The organism is Bradyrhizobium sp. JYMT SZCCT0180, assembly GCF_018130165.1.
Lineage (GTDB): Bacteria > Pseudomonadota > Alphaproteobacteria > Rhizobiales > Xanthobacteraceae > Bradyrhizobium.
In genome coordinates this window covers 113,776-133,723 of sequence record NZ_JAFCLZ010000010.1, presented here as the reverse complement: position 1 = coordinate 133,723, position 19,948 = coordinate 113,776, and the positions used below count along the sequence as shown (strand labels likewise).

General features: G+C 63.7%; 19 protein-coding genes. 1 reads left to right on the top strand and 18 read right to left on the bottom strand.

Translation table 11 applies throughout. From position 1 onward, the window contains the following. Window positions 1–22 precede the first annotated feature (22 nt). The 15 genes from JQ641_RS16700 to JQ641_RS16630 form a co-directional block, all read right to left on the bottom strand. Window positions 23–1,108 carry a putative FMN-dependent luciferase-like monooxygenase gene (locus JQ641_RS16700; protein ID WP_211997151.1) on the bottom strand — a complete coding sequence of 362 codons (1,086 nt, stop codon included), beginning with the start codon at window positions 1,106–1,108 and terminating at the stop codon, window positions 23–25. Between the two features lie 17 nt (window positions 1,109–1,125). After that, window positions 1,126–2,106, bottom strand: a complete 981-nt coding sequence (locus JQ641_RS16695) for an ABC transporter ATP-binding protein (protein ID WP_211997075.1) — start codon at window positions 2,104–2,106, stop codon at window positions 1,126–1,128. Further along, complete coding sequence (locus tag JQ641_RS16690) at window positions 2,103–3,092, bottom strand: ABC transporter ATP-binding protein (protein WP_211997074.1); 990 nt, start codon at window positions 3,090–3,092, stop codon at window positions 2,103–2,105. Before JQ641_RS16690 ends, JQ641_RS16695 begins: the two co-directional genes overlap by 4 nt. 4 nt (window positions 3,093–3,096) lie before the next feature. After that, window positions 3,097–3,996 (bottom strand): ABC transporter permease, encoded by a 900-nt coding sequence (locus JQ641_RS16685; RefSeq protein ID WP_211997073.1) that lies wholly within the window; start codon window positions 3,994–3,996, stop codon window positions 3,097–3,099. 20 nt (window positions 3,997–4,016) lie between these two features. Next, entirely contained in the window at window positions 4,017–4,958 is a 942-nt protein-coding gene (locus JQ641_RS16680; protein ID WP_211997072.1) for an ABC transporter permease, read from the bottom strand. 17 nt (window positions 4,959–4,975) lie between these two features. Continuing rightward, a complete protein-coding gene (locus tag JQ641_RS16675) occupies window positions 4,976–6,580 on the bottom strand; it encodes an ABC transporter substrate-binding protein (RefSeq protein ID WP_211997071.1) in 1,605 nt (534 codons plus the stop codon). A 243-nt stretch (window positions 6,581–6,823) separates the two neighbouring features. Beyond that, window positions 6,824–7,999, bottom strand: a complete 1,176-nt coding sequence (locus tag JQ641_RS16670; protein ID WP_211997070.1) for an amidohydrolase/deacetylase family metallohydrolase — start codon at window positions 7,997–7,999, stop codon at window positions 6,824–6,826. Between the two features lie 77 nt (window positions 8,000–8,076). Then, entirely contained in the window at window positions 8,077–9,450 is a 1,374-nt protein-coding gene (locus tag JQ641_RS16665) for an amidohydrolase family protein (protein ID WP_211997069.1), read from the bottom strand. Then, window positions 9,447–11,027, bottom strand: a complete 1,581-nt coding sequence (locus tag JQ641_RS16660; protein WP_211997068.1) for an ABC transporter substrate-binding protein — start codon at window positions 11,025–11,027, stop codon at window positions 9,447–9,449. Before JQ641_RS16660 ends, JQ641_RS16665 begins: the two co-directional genes overlap by 4 nt. A gap of 37 nt (window positions 11,028–11,064) precedes the next feature. After that, on the bottom strand, window positions 11,065–11,949 hold the full coding sequence (locus tag JQ641_RS16655; protein WP_211997067.1) for a polysaccharide deacetylase family protein: 885 nt from the start codon (window positions 11,947–11,949) through the stop codon (window positions 11,065–11,067). Then, window positions 11,936–12,748 (bottom strand): ABC transporter substrate-binding protein, encoded by an 813-nt coding sequence (locus JQ641_RS16650; RefSeq protein WP_502754969.1) that lies wholly within the window; start codon window positions 12,746–12,748, stop codon window positions 11,936–11,938. The genes JQ641_RS16655 and JQ641_RS16650 overlap by 14 nt, the downstream gene beginning before the upstream one ends. Before the next feature lie 16 nt (window positions 12,749–12,764). Further along, window positions 12,765–13,529 carry an amino acid ABC transporter ATP-binding protein gene (locus JQ641_RS16645; RefSeq protein ID WP_211997065.1) on the bottom strand — a complete coding sequence of 255 codons (765 nt, stop codon included), beginning with the start codon at window positions 13,527–13,529 and terminating at the stop codon, window positions 12,765–12,767. Next, entirely contained in the window at window positions 13,526–14,383 is an 858-nt protein-coding gene (locus tag JQ641_RS16640; RefSeq protein WP_192734456.1) for an amino acid ABC transporter permease, read from the bottom strand. The genes JQ641_RS16645 and JQ641_RS16640 overlap by 4 nt, the downstream gene beginning before the upstream one ends. After that, entirely contained in the window at window positions 14,380–15,204 is an 825-nt protein-coding gene (locus JQ641_RS16635) for an ABC transporter substrate-binding protein (RefSeq protein WP_211997064.1), read from the bottom strand. The genes JQ641_RS16640 and JQ641_RS16635 overlap by 4 nt, the downstream gene beginning before the upstream one ends. A 41-nt stretch (window positions 15,205–15,245) precedes the next feature. Further along, window positions 15,246–16,202: an N-carbamoyl-D-amino-acid hydrolase gene (locus tag JQ641_RS16630; RefSeq protein WP_211997063.1), complete on the bottom strand. Its 957-nt coding sequence runs from the start codon at window positions 16,200–16,202 to the stop codon at window positions 15,246–15,248. A 152-nt stretch (window positions 16,203–16,354) separates the two neighbouring features. Between JQ641_RS16630 and JQ641_RS16625 the strand changes: the two genes are divergently transcribed. Then, complete coding sequence (locus tag JQ641_RS16625) at window positions 16,355–17,254, top strand: LysR family transcriptional regulator (RefSeq protein ID WP_211997062.1); 900 nt, start codon at window positions 16,355–16,357, stop codon at window positions 17,252–17,254. 28 nt (window positions 17,255–17,282) lie between these two features. Here JQ641_RS16625 and JQ641_RS16620 read toward each other — a convergent pair whose 3' ends face one another. Genes JQ641_RS16620 through JQ641_RS16610 form a run of 3 tightly spaced genes read right to left on the bottom strand, consistent with a single transcriptional unit; the run spans window position 17,283 to window position 19,815 of the window. Next, window positions 17,283–18,323 carry a 5-oxoprolinase subunit C family protein gene (locus tag JQ641_RS16620; protein WP_211997061.1) on the bottom strand — a complete coding sequence of 347 codons (1,041 nt, stop codon included), beginning with the start codon at window positions 18,321–18,323 and terminating at the stop codon, window positions 17,283–17,285. Next, complete coding sequence (locus JQ641_RS16615) at window positions 18,320–19,048, bottom strand: 5-oxoprolinase subunit B family protein (RefSeq protein ID WP_211997060.1); 729 nt, start codon at window positions 19,046–19,048, stop codon at window positions 18,320–18,322. The genes JQ641_RS16620 and JQ641_RS16615 overlap by 4 nt, the downstream gene beginning before the upstream one ends. Next, on the bottom strand, window positions 19,045–19,815 hold the full coding sequence (locus tag JQ641_RS16610; RefSeq protein ID WP_211997059.1) for a 5-oxoprolinase subunit PxpA: 771 nt from the start codon (window positions 19,813–19,815) through the stop codon (window positions 19,045–19,047). The genes JQ641_RS16615 and JQ641_RS16610 overlap by 4 nt, the downstream gene beginning before the upstream one ends. Window positions 19,816–19,948 lie beyond the last annotated feature (133 nt).

Here is a 19,948-nt window from a genome sequence, read left to right as displayed (position 1 = left end):
GATTTCCGCACCGCGAATGGTGTTATAACACCTCGAACCCTGGACGATCTTTCTTTGCATGGGGTTGTTTTCGCGATTCTGTGTCCGGGCTCGATATGGTCCCTTTCGTCCACCCCAGTGCCGGCGCAACTCTTTCCGCGACCAGCTCGATGGATCGCAGAATGAACGGGTGCGGCGGGTCGACCGAATGCGCCTGAAACACAAGATCAGTCACCCGCTCCAAAATGCTGTCGGCGCGAAGCGAAGCGATGACATCATTGGGCGTCCCGACATGGGTATCGAATGCGGTGATCATGTCGCTCAACGCTTCCCCCGGCGGGGCATGACCGCCTGCGATGAAGCTCGCGCGCGCACGCCGCAATCCGATGTCGGCCAGCCGCAGCGCTTCGGCGCGATCGTCAGCGGCGAAGATACTGCGCGATGCCATGATCCGAGGCTCGCGCCCCGGCGGCAGTGCGGCGAGATAGGCGTCGATGATGGGGTGTTGAATCTCGGCAAGCGACGCGTGCGGAGCTTCCTTGGATCGTGGCTGCGTTCGCGACAACAGCAAGCCGTCGCCCGCTTTGCCGGCCCTCGCCCCACCGCTCACAGAAAAGGTCGCCTGCCAGATCCGGTCGCACAATTGCGGCCTCGGTGGATAAAGCGTATCGCCACCGGCCAGCGCCGCGCCGGCCAGGGCGGTGCGGACGACGTCGAGGTTGTCGGCAAAAATCTCCGCGCGTTGCGCGCTGTCCAGCCCAAAGGCGGCAAAGGCCGACGGGTTTCCGCCGGTGCCGACACCAAGCTCAAAACGGCCGTTCGATAACAGGTCGAGGACCGCAGCGTCCTCCGCCACCCGTACGGGATTTTCCAGCGGCAGGGTAACGATGCCGGTGCCGAGGCGAATACGGGACGTCTGTGCCGCGACGAAGCCGAGAAAAGCAAAGGGCGCCGGAAGCCCGCCCTCAGCCTCATGAAAATGGTGCTGCGCGATCCATGCGGAATCAAGACCTGCTGTTTCCGCGTGGACGATCTGCGCTGCCGCGAGGCGATATCGTTCCGCCGGACCCACGTCGTCGAGCAGCCGCGTGAAGAACCCCAATCGCTTCAGATTTGCCAGACGATTCATGAAGCCCTTCGAAGCGATCAGACCGGCAGTGCGTCGAGATGACACGCGGCCCACTGGTCGTCGGCAACCGATCGCAGTTTCGGCTCCTCGGTCCGGCAGCGATCGAACACGTACGGACACCTGGTGTGGAATCGGCAACCGCTCGGCGGATTGATCGGGCTCGGCACGTCGCCCTTCAGGATGATCGGGTTGCGGATCGCCCCAGGCTCCGGCACCGGCACCGCCGACAGCAACGCCTTGGTGTAGGGATGCCTGGGCGCGGTGAAGATCTGCTGCCGGGGCGCCATCTCGACGATCTTGCCGAGATACATCACGGCGACGCGGTGCGTCATGTGCTCGACGATCGCCAGATCGTGGCTGATGAAGAGCAGCGCGAGGCCGAACTCGCGCTGCAGGTCCTGCAGCAGATTGACGATCTGCGCCTTGACCGAGACGTCGAGCGCCGAGACCGCCTCGTCGCAGACAATCAGTTCGGGCTCCGCCGCCAATGCACGGGCGATGCCGATGCGCTGGCGCTGGCCGCCCGAGAATTCGTGCGGCCGGCGGCCCAGCGCGTCACGCGGCAGGCGCACGGTGTCCATCAGCGCCGCAACCTTGGCCTCGAGTTCGGCGGAAGATTTGGCGAGACCAAAATTGCGGATCGGCTCGGCCAGGATATCGCGCACGCGCATGCGCGGATTGAGGCTGGAGAACGGATCCTGGAACACCACCTGCACGCGGCGGCGCATGCTGCGCAGGGCTGCGGGTGAGGCGTCGTCGATACGCTGCCCGTCGAGCACCACCTGGCCTGCCGTGATGTCGAACAGGCGCAGGATCGCGCGTCCGACCGTCGACTTGCCGCAACCGGACTCGCCGACCAGCGACAGCGTCTCGCCGCGCGCGACCTCAAAGGACACGCCGTCCACCGCATAGACCCATTTGGACTTGCGGCTGAACAAACCGCCGCGAACCGGAAAATGCTTCTTGAGATCGTTGACCTGCAGCAACGGGATACTCATGCCGCAGCCGCCTCCTTGGCGGCATAGTGACAGGCTGCGATATGGCGGGGGCCCTTCTCTTCAAGACCTGGCGCGACCTGCCGGCAGAGATCGGTCGCCAGCGCGCACCGCCCCGCGAACACACAGCCCTCGATCCGTCCTTTGAGGCTGGGCACCTGGCCCGGGATTTCGGCGAGACGCCGCGCGGCCCCTGTCAGCGAGGAGCCGAGCTTGGGTACCGCGCCGAGCAGGCCCTGCGTATAGGGATGACGCGGCGAGCGGAACAGCTCGGCCACCGGCGCCTCCTCGACCTTGCGGCCGGCATACATCACCATGACGCGCTCGGCGATTTCGGCGACCACGCCGAGATCATGGGTGACCAGAATGATCGCCGCACCGACCCGGCGCTTGAGGTCCAGCATCAATTGCAGGATCTGCGCCTGGATCGTGACGTCGAGCGCCGTGGTCGGCTCGTCGGCGATCAGGAGTTTGGGGTTGCAGGCCAGCGCCATCGCGATCATCACACGCTGGCGCATGCCGCCGGAAAGCTGATGCGGATATTCGCGCACGCGCCGCACCGACTCCGGGATGCCGACCAGGTTCAGCATCTCGACGGCGCGGGCCTCTGCGGCCTGCTTGTCGAGCCCCTGGTGCAGGCGCAGCGTCTCGCCGATCTGACGGCCGACGGTCAGCACCGGATTGAGGCTTGTCATCGGCTCCTGGAAGATCATCGAAATGTCGTCGCCGCGGATGGCGCGCATTTCGCGCTCGGAGAGTTGCAGCAGATCCTTGCCCTGGAAGCGGATCGAGCCTGCGATCTTGCCGGGGGGCTCGGGGATCAAGCGCATCAACGACATCGAGGTGACCGACTTGCCGCAACCGGATTCGCCGACGATGGCCAGCGTCTCGCCCTCATTGACATGGAAGGAAACACCGTCGACGGCGCGGTTGATGCCCTCGGGGGTACGGAAATGGGTCTGCAGATTTTCGACTTCGAGCAATGCCATCAGATTACAAGCTCTTGGCCATGCGCGGATCGAGCGCGTCACGCAGGCCGTCGCCGAGCAGGTTGACGGCAAGCACGGTGACGGACAGGAACGCGGCGGGAAAGAATACGATGTAGGGCTTGATCTGCCACAGCGCCCTGCCCTCGGCCATGATGTTGCCCCAGGACGGAATGGTGGGCGGCGTACCGGCGCCGATAAAAGACAGGATCGACTCCACGATCATGGCGCTGGCGCAGATATAGGTCGCCTGCACCAGCATCGGCGCCAGCGTGTTGGGCAGGATGTGGCGCAGGATGATCATCGGCGTTCGGGTGCCGGAAGCCGTCGCGGCGTCGACATAGGGCTGCTCGCGTAGCGACAGCACGACACTGCGCACCAGACGGGAAACGCGCGGGATTTCGGCTATCGTGATCGCCAGGATCACGTTGCCGACGCTGGCGCGCGTCAACGCCATCAGTGCAACCGCAAGCAGGATCGGCGGGATCGACATCAGCCCGTCCATGAACCGCATGATGATGCCGTCGGCCCATCGCACGAAGCCGGAGACGAGGCCGATGGCGAGACCGGCCAGCGAGGCCAGCACCGCCACCGAAATACCGACCGTGAGCGAGACCCGCGCGCCGTAGATCACGCGCGAATAGATGTCGCGGCCCAGCAGATCGGTCCCGAACCAGTAATCCGCAGATGGTACGCGCGTGCGTCTGGCCGGCGCGATCGCGGTCGGGTCAACGGTCCAGAGCCAAGGCGCGAGGATTCCGACCAGTACAAGCAAGATCAGCAATGCGCCGCCGATCGCCACCGTTGGGTGATTGCGCAGAAAGCCGAGGAAACCGCGCCGGATTTTGACCGGCACCATCAAATCCGGCAATTGCGGCGCGACCACGAGGCCCGGCGGCACTCGCATTGTGTTGGTGTCCAGGACGGTCAATAGCGGATCCTCGGGTCAACCAGGGTGTAGGTCACGTCGACCATCAGATTGACGAGCACATAGACGAAGCTGAACACCAGCACGATTCCCTGGATGACCGGATAGTCGCGGCGCAGGATTGCATCGATGGTCAGCCGGCCAAGGCCTGGTATGGCGAACACGCTTTCGGTCACGACAGCGCCGCCGATCAGGAGCGCGATGCCGATGCCGATCACCGTCACGATCGGAACGGCCGCGTTTTTCAACGCGTGAACGAACAGGATGCTGCGCTGGTCAAGGCCCTTGGCGCGGGCGGTGCGGACATAATCCTGCTGCAACACCTCGAGCATCGAAGCCCGGGTAATGCGCGCGATCAGCGCGATGTAGACACTGCCGAGCGCAAGCGATGGAAGGATCAAATTCTGGAACCATGGCCAGACGCCATTGGACAGCGGCGTGTAGCCCTGCACCGGAAGCCATTCGAACTGCAACGCGAACACGTAGGCCAGCACGTATCCGACCACAAACACCGGTAGCGAGAACGCGAACACGGCGAAGGCCATGATGGTGCGGTCGATCCAGCTTCCCGCCTTCCATGCTGCCACCACGCCGAGCGGAACCGCGACAAGGATGGTCAGCACCAGCGTAATCGCCATCAGCGAAAGCGTCGGCTCGATCCGCTGCGCAATCATCTTCGAGACCGGGAGATTGGTGAAGATCGAGGTGCCGAGATTCCCGTGCAGAATGTCCCATACCCAGCTGCCGAACTGGACCAGGAACGGCCGGTCGAGGCCGAGGCTTTGGCGTATCCGCTCGACGTCGGCTGGACTCGCCTGATCGCCCGCGATCACCGCAGCCGGATCGCCCGGCGCGATGTAAAGCAGACTGAAGACGAACAACGCGACGATCGCCATCACGGGCAAGGTCGAGAGAATACGCCGCAGGATATACGAGAGCATGTCGATTTACCGCGCCGTCATGCGGTCTTCGACACATCCCAGAAGAACGGCAGCGGCCCCTTGGCAATCCCCGAGACATTCTTGCGCCACGCTGTGTAGCTGAGGAAGAAGCCGGTCGGCGCATACACGACGTCCTCCAGCGCGGATTGATTGAGACGGCCCACCGCGGCCTTCTCTTCATCGACGCTCTTGGCCTCGAACCAGTTCACGACCTCCTTTTCGACGTTCGGGCTTGTCGGCCAGCCGAACCAGGCTTTCTCGCCATTGGCGCGGATCGCCGTATAGGCGGCGGGATTGATGCAGTCCGCCCCGGCGTGCCAGGAGTGGAACATCTGCCAGCCACCCTGTCCCGGAGGGGTCTTCTGCGCACGGCGCGAGCCGACCGTGCCCCAATCCGTGGCGACGAAGTCGACATTCATGCCGAGGCGCTTCAGCAAATCGGCGGTGACATCGCCCTGTGCCTTGGTGATCGGCTGATCCTGCGCCACCACGCATGTCACCGGCTGGCCGGAATAGCCGCTCTCGGCCAGAAGCTTCTTGGCCGCATCGAAATCCCGCTTGCCTTTCAGGATTTCTCCGCCCTGCTCGGTATAGAGCGGTGTATCCGGCGTGAAGAAGCCCGGTATCGGCTTCCATAGCGCCGTGTCGTCGCCGACCACCGCACGCATGTAGTCTTCCTGGCTCATCGCCATCAGCACGGCGCGCCGCGCCTTCACATTATCGAAGGGCGGATGCAGATGATTCATCCGGAACGAGCCGATATTGCCGAGCGGGTCGGCGATGTCGACACTGATATTGCGGTTCTTCTTCAGCGTCGGCACCAGATCGGAGAGCGGATTTTCCCACCAATCGACCTCGCCATTCTGCAACGCGGCCGCCGCCGTGGCCGGATCCGGAATGACAACCCATTCGATGCGGTCGATCAGCATCTGCTTGCCGCCGGCAAGCCAGGACGCCTTCTCCTGCCGCGGCACATAGTCCGTGAACTTTTCGAACACCGCCTTGGCGCCGGGCACCCATTCGCCCTTCACGAACTTCATCGGTCCGGAGCCGACATAGTCGTTGATCTGCTTGAACGGATCGGTCTGGGCCAGCCGCTCCGGCATAATGAATGAGCAAGGCGCGTTGTTCTTGGCCAGCGCCAGCAGCATCTTCGGATAAGGCTGCTTCAGCGACCATTTGAACGTCTTGTCGTCGACGGCGGTCAGTTCGTTCTGGATGGCCTTGAGCATTAGTCCCATCGGATCGCGCGCCGACCAGCGCGTCAGGCTCGCCACCACGTCCTTGGCCCGCACCGGCTCGCCGTCGTGGAACTTCAGCCCCGGCCGAAGCTTGAAGGTCCAGACCAGCCCGTCATCGGACACCTGCTCGGACTCGACCATCTGACGTTGCGGCTGCAGTTTGGCGTCGACGCCGTAGAGCGTGTCCCACACCATCGCAGCGGCATTGCGCACCACATACTGGGTCCCCCAGATCGGATCGAAATTGGCGAGGTTGGCCTGCGGCACGAAGCGCAAGGTGCGCGCCGCAGCGCCTTGGGATAGAGCCGGCATCGAAAGGCCGCCCGTCGCCGCCAGGCTGCCCACCCCGGCCAATCCCTTCAACACAGTCCTGCGATCCATCATGCTCTCCCAGTCTGGCGTTGTTTGTAGTGATTCCGCCCGTTTCAATGGCCGAGGGTTCGGCGCAAAGGAGGTGAAGAAGTGAGGTGAAATGGGCCGGTCAAACCGATTGTGATCTGTCCCTGTATTCTTGCAAGTGATGTGCCAGTACGCCTGCTCATTCCGTCGCCGGGCCCTCGCCCAGCATGAAGCAGAATGCCTTTTCAAGCGATCATATTTTTGAGCGATTATGTCCTTTTATGGCTAGCTCTGGCCCGCGAGCTCCCTGAACTTCTCCGACGGTTTCGGGTGCCACCAGCGACCGCCAATGACGACACCTTCGGACACGATCCTGCGGTCGCCGATCAGATGCTCGCCGATGACGTCGACATAGTCAAACTGGCCTTGCGCGATCGAGATCAGGGTGGCGTCTCCGGCGCTGCCCGGCTTGAGGCTTCCGAGTTCGGGACGCCGCAGCGCCATCGCGGCATTGACGGTTGAAGCGGCAACCACGTCAGGGAGCGGCATTCCCATGCACAGGAACTTGGACATGGTCGTCACCTGATCGAAAGCTGGGCCGTCGATGCACAGCAGATGGACATCCGAAGAGATGGTGTCGGGATAGAAACCGTTGGCGAGCATCGCCCGTGCAGTCTTGAAGGCGAAGGAGCCCTTGCCGTGGCCGATGTCGAACAACACACCGCGTTCGCGCGCCTCCAGCACCGCTCGCTTCACCGTGCCCTGTGCCGTGGCCGGCGTATTGGGAAACGGCCGGAATGCGTGGGTGAGGACGTCGCCCGGACGCAGGCGGGCGAGCACCTCCTCGTAGCTCGGCGGCGGATGGTCGATATGCGCCATCAAGGGCATGCCGACCTGTTCGGCGACTTCGAGCGCGATATCGAGCGGCACGACCCCCGATGTACCGGAGGAATGGAGGCCGACCCGCACCTTGATGCCGACGATGAGGTCCCGGTTTTCATCCGCCACTTTTGCCGCATCGATCGGGTTCATCAGCCGCAGTTCTTCGCTCTCACCGACCATGATGCGATGCGAGAAGCCGAAGATGCCGGCGTGCGAGACGTGCAGATAAGCGAGAATGCGGACCTGGCTCGGCTCGATCACATGCTTGCGGAAACCCGCGAAATTCCCCGGGCCGGCGCTGCCGGTATCGACCGCCGTCGTGACGCCAGACGTGCGGCAGAACTCTTCCGCGTCGATGCCGAGCGAAGTGCCGCCCCAATAAACATGGGTATGCAGATCGATCAGGCCCGGCGTGACGATGTAACCTGAGACGTCGCGCACGTCGGTGCCGGGATCGGCCTTGAGCTCGCTTCCGACCATAGCCACCTTGCCACCGGCGAAGGCCACATCCGTCACGGCGTCGAGTTTTTGGGATGGGTCAATTACCCGACCGCCGCGCAAGATCAAATCGAAAGGCATTGCGAACTCCTGATATGACGGTCAAGGAAGCGGCGGGAGCGTGTCACGCCCTTCCAACACTGCGCGTGTGCTGACCGTCAGCCATTAAAGGCCGCCTGGGCTTCTGGCAAATCCCAGATTTTGCCGATCGCGGCGGTTCCCGCCGAGATCGTCGCGGCCTCGTCGCCGTGAATGTACTGGCCGCCATCGATCAGCACACGCCCGTCAACAATGACCTGGTCGATATTGGCGCGATTGCCAAGCGCCACCAGCCCGCGCCGCGGATCGAACAGCGGCTGCAGATGGGGATGGGTCAAATCGACGACGGTGAGGTCGGCCGTGGCGCCCGGCGTGATGATCCCGAGATCCGGTCGCTTGATGACCGCGGCCGCGGTTGCCGTGACCGACTCGATCAATTCGGGTGCATTGGCGACGTCGGGCCGAGCAGACACGATCTTCGAGATCATCGACGCAGCGTTGAGTTCGCCGAGCAGGTCCATGTTGTAGCCGTCGGTTCCGACCACCGTCCGGACGCCGTGCTCGGCGAACCGGCTGAACGCCGCGGTAACGCCTGCGCGCGCAAACACGCGCGGGCAGTTCAGCACCGTGGCGCCCCTCGCCGCCATCAGCTTCAAATCACCATCGCTGCTCGCGATGCAATGCGCGGCCAGTAGGTCCGGTGCCAGCAGGCCCAGCCAGTCGAGGTATTCGGCCGGCGTGCGGCCACCGTGACGGCTGCCGATCGTCGCGACTTCGGCCTGGCTTTGCGCGAGATGAGTGGTGATGGGAACGCCGAGCTCGCGTGCGCGGGCGGCACATGCCCGCAGCAGGTCCGGACCACAGGTGTCGGTCGCGTGCGGGCTCATCGCAAGGCCAATCCGCCCATCGCCGCGCCCATTCCAGCGATGGTACAGCGCATTCCAGGTATCCATATCGGCCTGGCCGTCATCGCCGGCGTAGCGCACCACGCCGTCCGGCCCGGCCTTGGCGTCCGAAGTGGAGAACAGATACGGCGCCCCATAGAAGCGGATGCCCATCTCCTCGGCGGCGTCGAACATTTCAGGGATGGTGTTGCGGAACGGCTCCATGACCGTGGTGGCGCCGCCCTTCAGCAATTGCAAGATACCGAGCCGTGCGATGGCAAGGCGTTCCGACGGCGACAGCATGTCGGCGCCGCGCTTGGTCAGCGGCAGCAGCACCGTATAGACGATGCTCTGGTTGTTCTTGCGACCGTTGCCGTCCTCCGTATGGGTCCGGGCGACAGCTTCGCTGAAGCAATGGTTGTGCAGATTCAAAAGCCCCGGCAGCACGAAGCGGCCCGGGCGGTCGAACACTTCGGTAGCGGACGGACGGTCGCGCGTGACGGCGGCGATCCGCTTACCTTCGAGCAGCACCCAATGATCGCGCAGCACCTCCTGCGCACCGTCCTTGCGCGACAACACATAGCTGCCGAAGATTGCGATCGTGCTCATGCGGGTTTCACATTCCAGAACACGGCCGTGCCGTCGAGGATACCGGTGATACCAGAGCGGTAGGCGGTCGGTTGTTTATACTGGCCAATCGGGAAATAGGGAATTTCCTCGAACGACAACGCCTGGATATCGCGGCAGATCCGCTGTTGCTCGGCAAGGTTGGGAGCGGCGAGCCATTGGCTTCGGAGCGCGCCCATCTTCTCGCTCTTGTACCAGCCGGCCACTTTGCTGTCGCCGCGCAGGTTCGAATTGCCGGCCGGATTCAGCCAATCGATGCCCTGCCAGTTGCCGACGCCGGCGCTCCAGCCGCCCTGGGCGACAGGCTCCTTTTTCAACTGCCGCTGCAGCACGATGCCGAAATCCAGTCCGGCATATTCGACGTTCATGCCGGCTTGCTGCAGCATGTCGGCGGCGATGTCGCCGAGCGGCTTTTGTGCCAGCGAATTGGTTGGGACGAGCAGCACCACCTTCTCGCCATTGTAGCCGGCCGCTTTCAGATCGGCCTTGACCTTCGCCATGTCGCGCGGCCCGCGGAACACGTTCAGGCCGACATCGCTCGCCATCGGCGTCCCCGGCGCAAAGAAGCCGATCGGCGCGGTTTGATATACGGGATCTTCGCCCGCAACCGCCGTCATGAAGGCGGACTGGTCGATCGCGCCGAGCAGCGCGCGACGGATAGCCGGATTGTCGAATGGCGGCTGCAGGTGGTTCACCCGCAACATGCAGGTGTAGCCTCGCGGGTCGAGAATCCGCGTGGTGACGCCGCTACGCTTCAACACCGGCAGCAAATCGTGCGGCGTTGTTTCCTGCCAGTCCTGTTCGCGCGTTTGCAGCGCAGCAACGCCTGTCGCCGCGTCCGGCATCGTCGTCCAGACCACGCGGTCGTAGTGAACGATCTTGGGACCGGCGGTCCAATCCGGCTTGCCATCCTGACGGGGGTGATAACGATCGAAGCGGGCGTACACGTTGCGCGCGCCCTGCACCCGCTCGTCTACCACGAAACGGAAGGGACCGCTGCCCACGACCTCGGTCAGCGGCTTGAACGGATCCTGGCTCGCCAGCCGCTCGGGCATCATGAACGGCGCCTGGATCGCGGCCTTGCCGAGCGCCGCTGATAACAGCGGGAAAGGCCGGCTCAACCGAAAACGGATGGTGCGGTCGTCCGGTGCCGACAGTTCATCCGTCGCCGCCATCAGCTCGGCGCCGAATCCGTCGCGGGCCGCCCATCGGCGAATGCTGGCGACGCAATCCCGCGCCAGCACGCGCTCACCGTCATGCCATAGCAGGCCGTCGCGCAATGTGAGGTCCCACTGCTTGTCGTCGTTGGACACGACATGCCCGGACACCATCTGCGGCGAGACCTCAAGCGCCGAGTTCATGCCGTAGAGGGTGTCGTAGACCATGAAGCCATGGTTACGGGAGACCTGCGCCGTGGAGTAGATCGGGTCGATGAAGGTCAGATCGATCACGGGAATGAAGCGCAGTGTGGTCTGCGACTGCGCCCGCACGGTCCCCGGCAGCGAGAGCGCCGGCGCTACGGCGGCGGCCTTCAACAGTGAACGGCGGGAAACAATCATCGAGGACTCCTGGAATAATCAATCGGCGCCGCAGGTTTCAGCGACCGGCGGCTTCGTGACGGCTGAAATTCGTCGCGATCGCCTCTCCGGTCGTGATCCACAGATCGGGGCAGGATTTGGCGTAGGTGAGAAATTCACGCAGCAGACGCAGCCGCATCGGGCGGCCGCTGCATTGCGGATGCAGCACGGTCGTGACCATCGCGCCCCAATCCCTGACCTCGTCGAGCTCATCCTTCCAGATCGAGAGCACATGCTCCTTCGGAAAGATCGGCCGCGGGCTGAACCGGGCGGACAGCCCGTGCATCCAGTCGTCATAGCTTGCGGTCACCGGCAGCTCGATCGTGCCAGGCCTGCCATCCGCAAGGCGATGGCGGTAAGGCCGCACGTCGTCGCGAAATGACGAGGTGTAGACGATACCGTGGCGCACCAGCGCCACGCGTAGTTCTTCAGTGAATTCGCCGTAAGGCGCCCGATAGCCGGTCGGCTTGACGCCGAGCCGGCGCTTCAGCGCCTCAAAACCCCGCTCCAGTTCTTCCTCGATCCAGGGATCGCCCGGGTCCGGCAGCAGATGATGATAACCGTGATGGCCGATCTCATGGCCGGCCTTGAGAATGGCCTCGGCCATCGCGGGATGCGCATCGACAGACCAGCCGGTGATGAAGAACGTCGCCTTCAGATCAAGCTGAGCGAGCAGTTCCAGCAGTTTCGGCGTGCCGACGCGCGCCTCGTAGCCGCCGTAGCTCATCGTGATCAGGCGCTGGGCATGGGCTGCATCCTTGCTGGTCCAGGCGCTCTCCGCGTCCACGTCGAAGGAGAGGAACATCGCTGAGGTATAGGGTTTCGGCCAGGGATACTCCGGCGCCATCGGCGCGGTGTTCGCCGGAACCAGCGGAATGCTCGCGAGCGCTTTACTGTCCTGCATTGATCATCGCCTTTTCTACGCCGTAGTCGGTCAATTTCCATTTCGCCAGCAACGCGCGGTAGGAACCGTCGGCAATCAAGCCGTCGAGGGCCTCCACGAACGCCTTCTGAAGCACCGTCTCCTTCACGCCCAATGCAAGTCCTGTGAACTGGACCGCAAAAACCTCGCCGACCGGGACATAAGTCCCAGGCTCGAGGTCCATGATGTAGGGAAGCGTCTCGCCGCCCTGAACGGCCGCGTCGAGCCGCCCCTGCCTGAGCTGGGTCCGCGCATCGGCCGAGCCTTCGGTGCCGACATATACGATCGGATTGCCGCCGCAATTCGCATCGCTCCAGGCGGCGATCAATTTCGGAAACGACGTGCGGCGGCTGGCGCCGACCTTTTTCCCGCAGAACGCCTTCGTGTCCTTGAACTCGGCTGCGCGCGATTGCTGCACAAAGAAGCGCGGACCGTTGCGGAGGTAGTCGACAAAGGTCGCCGTATCCTGCCGGCTTGCCATGTCGGTCATCCCGGACAGGATCGCATCCACCCTCCCCGTCGCAATCGCGGGCATCATCTGGTCAAAACTGGTTTCCTGCCAGACGATCTTGAGCCCGAGCTTGCGGCCGAGCGCCTCGCCGAGTTCGACATCGAAACCGGCCAGCGTGTTGGTCGCCGGATCCTTGAATTCCAACGGGGGATAGTTCGGCACAATAGCAACCTTGATACTGCCCTGCTTTGCGATTTCTGGAGGCAGCTCGACCGCCATGGCTGAGCCATCGGCGGCACAGAGGAACGCCGCTGCAAGAATACGTTTGATCATGAAAATGTCCCCATCAGATTACCGCGGAAAGAAACGATTTTGTGCGCACCTCACGGGGCGCGCCGAGAACTTCGGCGGCGGGCCCGGACTCCACGATCGCGCCATGGTCCATATAGATGACGGTGTCGGCGACCTCGCGCGCGAAGCCGAGTTCGTGCGTCACCACCATCATCGTCATGCCGCTGCGGGCGAGCTCCTTCATGACGCTGAGCACCTCTCCGACCAGTTCGGGATCGAGCGCACTGGTGGGCTCGTCGAACAGCATCAGCATCGGCTTCATGGCAAGCGCACGAGCAATCGCCACCCGCTGCTGCTGCCCGCCGGAGAGCTGTGAGGGATAGGCATCGGCTTTCGCCACCAGCCCGACGCGCCGCAGCAGCTCCATCGCCTCCGCCTGCACCTCAGCCCGGTTGCGGCCCTGCACCTGCACCGGACCTTCGGTGATGTTTTCGAGCGCTGTCTTGTGCGGAAACAGGTTGAAGCGCTGAAACACCATGCCGGTCTTCAGGCGCTGGCGCGCAATCTGCCGCTCGGTGAGACGATGCAATCGCCCGCCCTCTTCCCGCACGCCCAGCAATTCACCGTCGAGCCAGATGCCGCCGCTGTCGACCGGCGTAAGCTGGTTGATGCAACGCAGCAGCGTCGTCTTGCCCGACCCCGACGCACCGATCAGGCAAAGCACTTCGCCTGCCCGGACGTCCAGCGAGACCTTGTTCAGGGCCTGAAACTCCCCGAAATTCTTGCTGACCGATCGTATGGCGACGAGGGGCTGGGTCATCGGGTGATCTGCAATGCGCCACGCGCAAAGCGTCGCTCGAGCAGCATCTGCAGGGGCGTCAGAATTGATACGACCAGCAGATACCACGAGCCGGCGACGATCAGGAGTTCGATCACGCGCGAATTGGCGTAATAGATATTCTCCGCGGCGTGCAGCACCTCCGGATACTGAATGACGCTCGCCAGCGACGTCGCTTTGACCATGCCGATGAATTCATTGCCGAGCGGCGGGGTCACCACCCGCATCGCCTGCGGCAGAATGATCCGGCGCAGCGCGCGCAATCGTCCCATGCCGATCGCCTGCGCGGCCTCATATTGTCCGACGTCGACCGACAGCATGCCCGCCCGCATCACTTCGGACGTATAGGCGCCCTGATTGATTCCGAGTCCGAGAAGGGCTGAAAGGAACGGCGTCATGACGTCGACCGCCCGGGCCTCCCACAGGCCGGGAATGCCGATCGTCGGAAACACCAGCGCGATGTTGAACCAGAGCAGCAGCTGCAGGATCAGCGGCGTGCCGCGGAACAGCCACGTATAGCCGGCAGCGACCGATTTGAGCACTGGATTGGGCGACAGTCGCATGATCGCGGCGACGACGCCGAGCACGATGCCGAGGGACATCGCAAGCACCGCCATCACCATGGTGTTGACGATGCCTTCGAGGATCGCCTTCGCAGTCAGGAAGCGGCCGACATAGCTCCATTCAATCTGACCGTTGACGAAGGCGCGGCCGATCGCCGCCAGCACCACGAGAATAGCTGCCGCGGCGAGCCAGCGCTGCCAATGCGCCTGACGCGCGACCGTCATGCCGGAAATGTCGGGGAAGCCTCCGGCCAGCGCGGGCGCCGTTCTCATTGCGTGGCCGCGTTCATCATCGGCTGGGCGACTGCGTTGGCACCGAGGCCCCATTTGTCGAGGATGGCCTTGTACGAACCATCCTTCATCATCGCGGCGAGATGCTCCGTCACCACCTCGCGCAGCGCCGCATCGTCTTTCCGGAACATGATGCCCTGATAGCCGGTGGAGAACGGCTCACCGATAATACGGTATTTCCCGGCCTCCTGTGCCTGGGCGTAGGGCAAGGTTTCGCTGCCTTGCACCGCGGCGTCGATGCGGCCCTGCTTGAGCTGGTTGCGGACATCGATGCTGTTTTCGCCCGGAACATATTGCACGGCGGGCTTGCCGGCCGCTTCGCAGTTCTGCTTGCTCCATTTCTCGATCTCGATCGGAAAACTGGTGCTGCGCGTGGTCCCGACCTTCTTGCCACAGAGATCAATGGCGGTCTTCGCTGCATTTTCAGCCAGAACGAAGAACTGCGGACCTGTCGCCAGATAGTCGATGAAATCAGCAGTCTCGCGCCGCGAGGCGCGATCCGAAATGCCGCTGATAATGAAATCCGCGCGCTTGGTCTGCAATGAGGGGATGAGTTCGGCGAACGGCGTTTCGCTCCAGATGATCTTCACGCCGAGGCGTTTCGCAAGCTCGTTCGCAAGATCGATGTCGAGCCCGACGAGCTGGTTCGTCGTCGGATCACGATACTCCATGGGCGCGTAGGTCGAATTGACCGTCAGCCGCAACGTGCCCGCCTGCTTGATTGTTTCAGGCAGTTCGGCGGCCTGTGCAGTTGTAATGGCAAGGAGAGCGGCGAAGCCAGCGGTGTACCAGAGGCGTGTCATATCAGCTCCTTCGGCCCGCGGCCGCGACTGGACGCATCATGTTAAATCGCATCGAGATCGACCGGTTCGACGACGCCGGCGCGCTCCGTAATGGCCATGTATTGCTCCGGGCGCCGATGCGCGGCGAAATTGAACATCTTGTCCTTGCCCTGGCGACAGAGATCGAGGTCAAGGTCGGCGACGATGATCTCATCCGCGAGTGTCTGCGCCTCTGCAACAATCCGGCCATTCGGATCGACGATGCAGGAGCCACCGATCAGTCCGGAGCCGTCCTCGTTCCCCGCCTTGGCGACTGCGATCGCCCAGGTCGCGTTCATGTAGGCGTTGGCCTGGGTTACGAGCTTTGAATGGAAGGTCCGCAGCGCCGCATCTTCGGAAACACCGCCGTTGGGATCGTAGGCCGCGGAATTGTAGCCGATACAGACCAGCTCGACGCCCTGCAGGCCGAGCACGCGCCAGGCTTCCGGCCAGCGGCGATCGTTGCAGATCATCATGCCCATGATGGCGTGGCGCCAGTCGGAGCCCGCCCGAAAGGCAGGAAACCCGAGGTCGCCATATTCGAAATAGCGCTTTTCGAGCTGCTGGTAGCGTGCGCCGGCCCGCGGCTCGACCGAACCCGGCAAATGCACTTTGCGATAACGGCCGAGAATCTCGCCGTCGCCATCGACCAGGATCGAGCAATTGAAGCGCTGACCGTCCGATGTCAGCTCGGCGTAACCGACATAGAAGCCGATGCGCAGCGCCCGGGCGCGATCGAACAGGGGCTGCACGGCGGGATTCGGCATGCCGCGCTCGAAATAATGCTCGAGCGCTTCGCCCTCGATCAGCCATCGCGGGAAGAAGGTCGTAAACGCCAGTTCGGGAAAAACCACCAGCGTTGCGCCACTCGCCGCTGCCGCCTCCAGCAGTTCCAGCATCCGGCCAAGCGTATGCTCTCGCGGATCCGCTTTTTGCGTCGGCCCCATCTGAGCTGCGGCGGCGCGGAGAACTCGAACCAACAGTGCCTCCAATCTGAGCGGATTGCTTACGCAGGAGGCGGACAAGCCCGCTCCGGCAACGCCCCGATGCAGAGGTGATTACGCGAAAGCGCGGGCCAAAACGCAATCACTCGTGCTATGATATTTTCACCGAGACAATAACCGGTGGTTATATGAACCTGCGCCAATTGGAGATCCTGCGGGCGGTCATCCGCCATCGGACGACGGTCGCGGCGGCCGACGAACTGGCGCTGTCGCAGCCAGCGATCAGCAATGCGCTGAAGGCAATGGAGGCACAGGCGGGTTTCGCCCTGTTCGAGCGCGTCAACAACCGGCTGTTCCCGACATCGGAGGCGATGACGCTTTACAAGGAAAGCGAAGCGATCTTTGCGCTCCATGCCAAGCTCGAAAATCGCGTGCGCGATTTGCGGGAGTGCCGCACCGGCCTTCTATCGATCGTGGCGACGCCGCCACTGGCCTACAGCATCATTCCGCGCGCTCTATCGGACTTCCTGCGCCGCCGTCAGCAGACGCGTGTCTTCTTCGACGTGCGGCGCTACGAGGGAATCATCGACGGCGTCACGAGCAGGGTCGCAGAACTCGGCTTCGCGCTCGGGCTGTCACATCATCCCGGCATCGCGCACGAGGTGGTTCACACCGGCGAGATGGTCTGCGTGTTGCCGCCAAACCATCCGCTGGCCGAACGGCCGGTCATTTCAGCCACCGACCTCGTTGGCTTGCCCTTCATCGGGCTGGAGCGCGGTACGCGATTGGGTGAAGCCGTGCGCGAGAGTTTTGCGCAAGCCGGCGCGCCGTTCCAGCCGACCGTCGAGGTGCGATATTGTAATACCGCCTGCGTGCTGGCGGCCGCCGGCGTCGGCGCTGCGGTCGTCGATCCCTTTTCGCCACGCCAGGGCGGCGGCCAGGGCCTTATCGTGCGGCCTTTCACGCCGAAGACCGTGGCCGTGGCGTATATGCTGTGGTCTGAGGCGGAGCCTCTATCGCGGCTGGCCAAGGCGTTCCTGAACGAAGTCCGGCAGGCGAGCCGCGCCCTGGACCGGGACGGCGCTTAGGCATTGAACCGCGTTGATCGCTGGAGCGTCATCCAGAACCCTCAGCGCCGACAACACCGTCGATCAGATTGAGGCCGAGCAGGAATTCAGAGCTGAGCTCGGTGCGCATCAGCGGTTCGACGACAATGCCGCGCGCCAGCAACGCCGCCTCGCTGCGGCGCGCTTCGACCGCCTGCCCGATCGTGACCGCCTCGAATCGGAATACCGCTCCCGGTCGCGCCTGCGCCAGCCGGCCAAGATCGGGACCGATGATGGTGGCAATCTTCGGATAGCCGCCGGTGGATTGACGATCGGCCATCAGAACGATCGGACGGCCGTCTCCCGGCACCTGGATCGCCCCCATGGCAATTCCGTCTGACACGATGTTGTAGCCACGCGCGTGCGTCAGCCCCGGTCCGTCGAGGTAATACGCCATGCGATCGACCTTGGCGGAGACGGTCCATGGCCCGGCAAGAAAGGCGGCGATCTGGTCGTCGGCGAAATAGTCGTGCTGAGGGCCAAGGACCACGCAAATAGCGTCGAGGGGACGGTCTAGCCACGGTGCTGCGATGGCGCTCAGCGACGGTGTCGGAGAAACGGATCGTTCGATGGCGAGACGATCGCCCGCGGCAAGCGCGCGGCCGTTCAGGCCGCCGAAGCCGGTGCGCGTGTGGGTGGCGTGAGAGCCCAGCACCGTCGGCACGATGAAGCGGCCCGCCACCGCCAGGTAGCACCAGGAGCCGCGACCGCCGGCGCGAACTTTCAGCACGGCGCCTGCCTCCAGATTGAGTAGCACCGCAGGCGGCAACGGCTTGCCGTCGAGGCGGAGCGAGAATTCGCCGCCGGCAACGGCGATACTGAGGGGGGCGCCCTCGGCGGTCAGTTCGATACCACCGACGGATACTTCGATCGCGGTTGCGCCCGCGGGATTGCCGACCGCAAGATTTGCCGTGGCATGCGCCAGTTGATCCATCGGGCCTGCGGCGGTGACACCAAAGCGCAGATAGCCGTGCCGGCCGGCGTCCTGCAGCGTCGCACCCGGCCCGGCCGACAGGATGCGAAGGATCGCCTCCGAAGCGTCAGTCCTCATGCGGCACGCTTGCGGGCAACGATTTCGCCGCTCGCGGCCCGTTGCGCCAGATCGCGGAAGGTCGAAAGATCGATTGGTTCGAACCGCACGAGATCGCCGGCCTGGATCAGGAAGGCATCTTGGCGTTCCGCGGCAAAGAGGCGCTCCGGCGTTTGGCCGATGACATACCATCCGGTCGGCATCACGAACGGCACGACGGTACCAAGACCTCCGCCGATCGACACCGCGCCGGCCGGATGCGGCGGTCTTGGTGTCGCGCGGCGCGAGATCTTCAGCTGCTCGGGTACGTCGCCCAGATAGATCTGGCCAGGTGTGAAACCACACATATAGACGCGATACGTCGCCTTCGTGTGCAAGGCGACGGCGTCATCCCGCGTGAGGCCGAGAATCTTGGCGGCCTCGTCGAGATCCTCGGCCAGCGCGGGATCGTAACAACACGGCAACGTCCAGGTAGTGCCCTCGCCCCGCCATTCGGTAAGACCCGTCATCATACGGCGCACGATCGCAACCAGCGTTTCCCTGTCGATCCCAAGCGGATCATAGTGAATCATCAGCGAGCGATAGGTCGGCACGAATTCACGCGCTCCTGTCGGAGGATCGGCACGCAAGGCCGCGTCGAGGGCGAGCACCCTGTCGTTAATCACGGGATCAACGGTGTCACCGAATTCGACGACAAGCGCGGCTTCCCCCGCGTCGAGAAAGCGTGGATCGAACTGCAGCGTCATGCGGCGATCGGCTTGAACGGCTTCAGCGTAACACCGGCCTTTTCCAATCGCTCGCGCACGAGGCTGGCGGTCGCAACCGCATGGTCGGAATCGCCATGAACGCAAATCGAACGGATCGGCGTCGGCAAATGCTTGCCGCTTGCGGTGATCACCGCCCCGGCCTGCACCATCGCGAGCACGCGAGCGGCCGCTTCTTCCGCGCCTTCGATCATTGCGCCGGGCTGGCCGCGCGGGATCAATTGCCCGGTTTCGGTGTAGCCGCGGTCGGCATAGATCTCCTGATGGATTTCAAGACCCGCGGCTTCACCGGCCGCGACCAGTTCCGTCACTGCGATGGCCAGCAATGCCAGATTGGGATCGACTGCCCGAACCGCCCGCGCCACCGCGTCCGCAACGTCGCGTTCCTCGCAGGCGATGTTGCCGAGCGCGCCGTGGGTCTTCACATAGGTGATGCGATGGCCGGCGTAAGCCGCAAGCGCCATGGCCGCCCCGATCTGGTAGGCGATGAGCCTTTCGATCTCGCCATTCGAGAATGGGAGACGGCGGCGGCCAAAACCCCACAGATCGGGAAACCCGGGATGGGCCCCCACCGCGACGCCGCGCTTGCGCGCGATGGCGAACGTCCGCGCCATCACCTCGGGGTCGCCGGCATGAAGCCCGCAGGCCACGTTGGCCGAGGTAACGATAGCGAGCATGGCGTCATCGTCGCCGCAGCGATAAGTCCCAAATCCTTCGCCAAGATCGGAATTGAGGTCGACGGTTGGCATGGCGGTCTCCTGGGCGTTGCTGATGTCCGCAATTGAACGTCACCTTCGCCGCGAAACACGGGATCGTAAAGTCGGGAGGCATCGACCGATGCCGATATCTGCCCTGCAATACCGCGGGGGCATAAAAACAGGC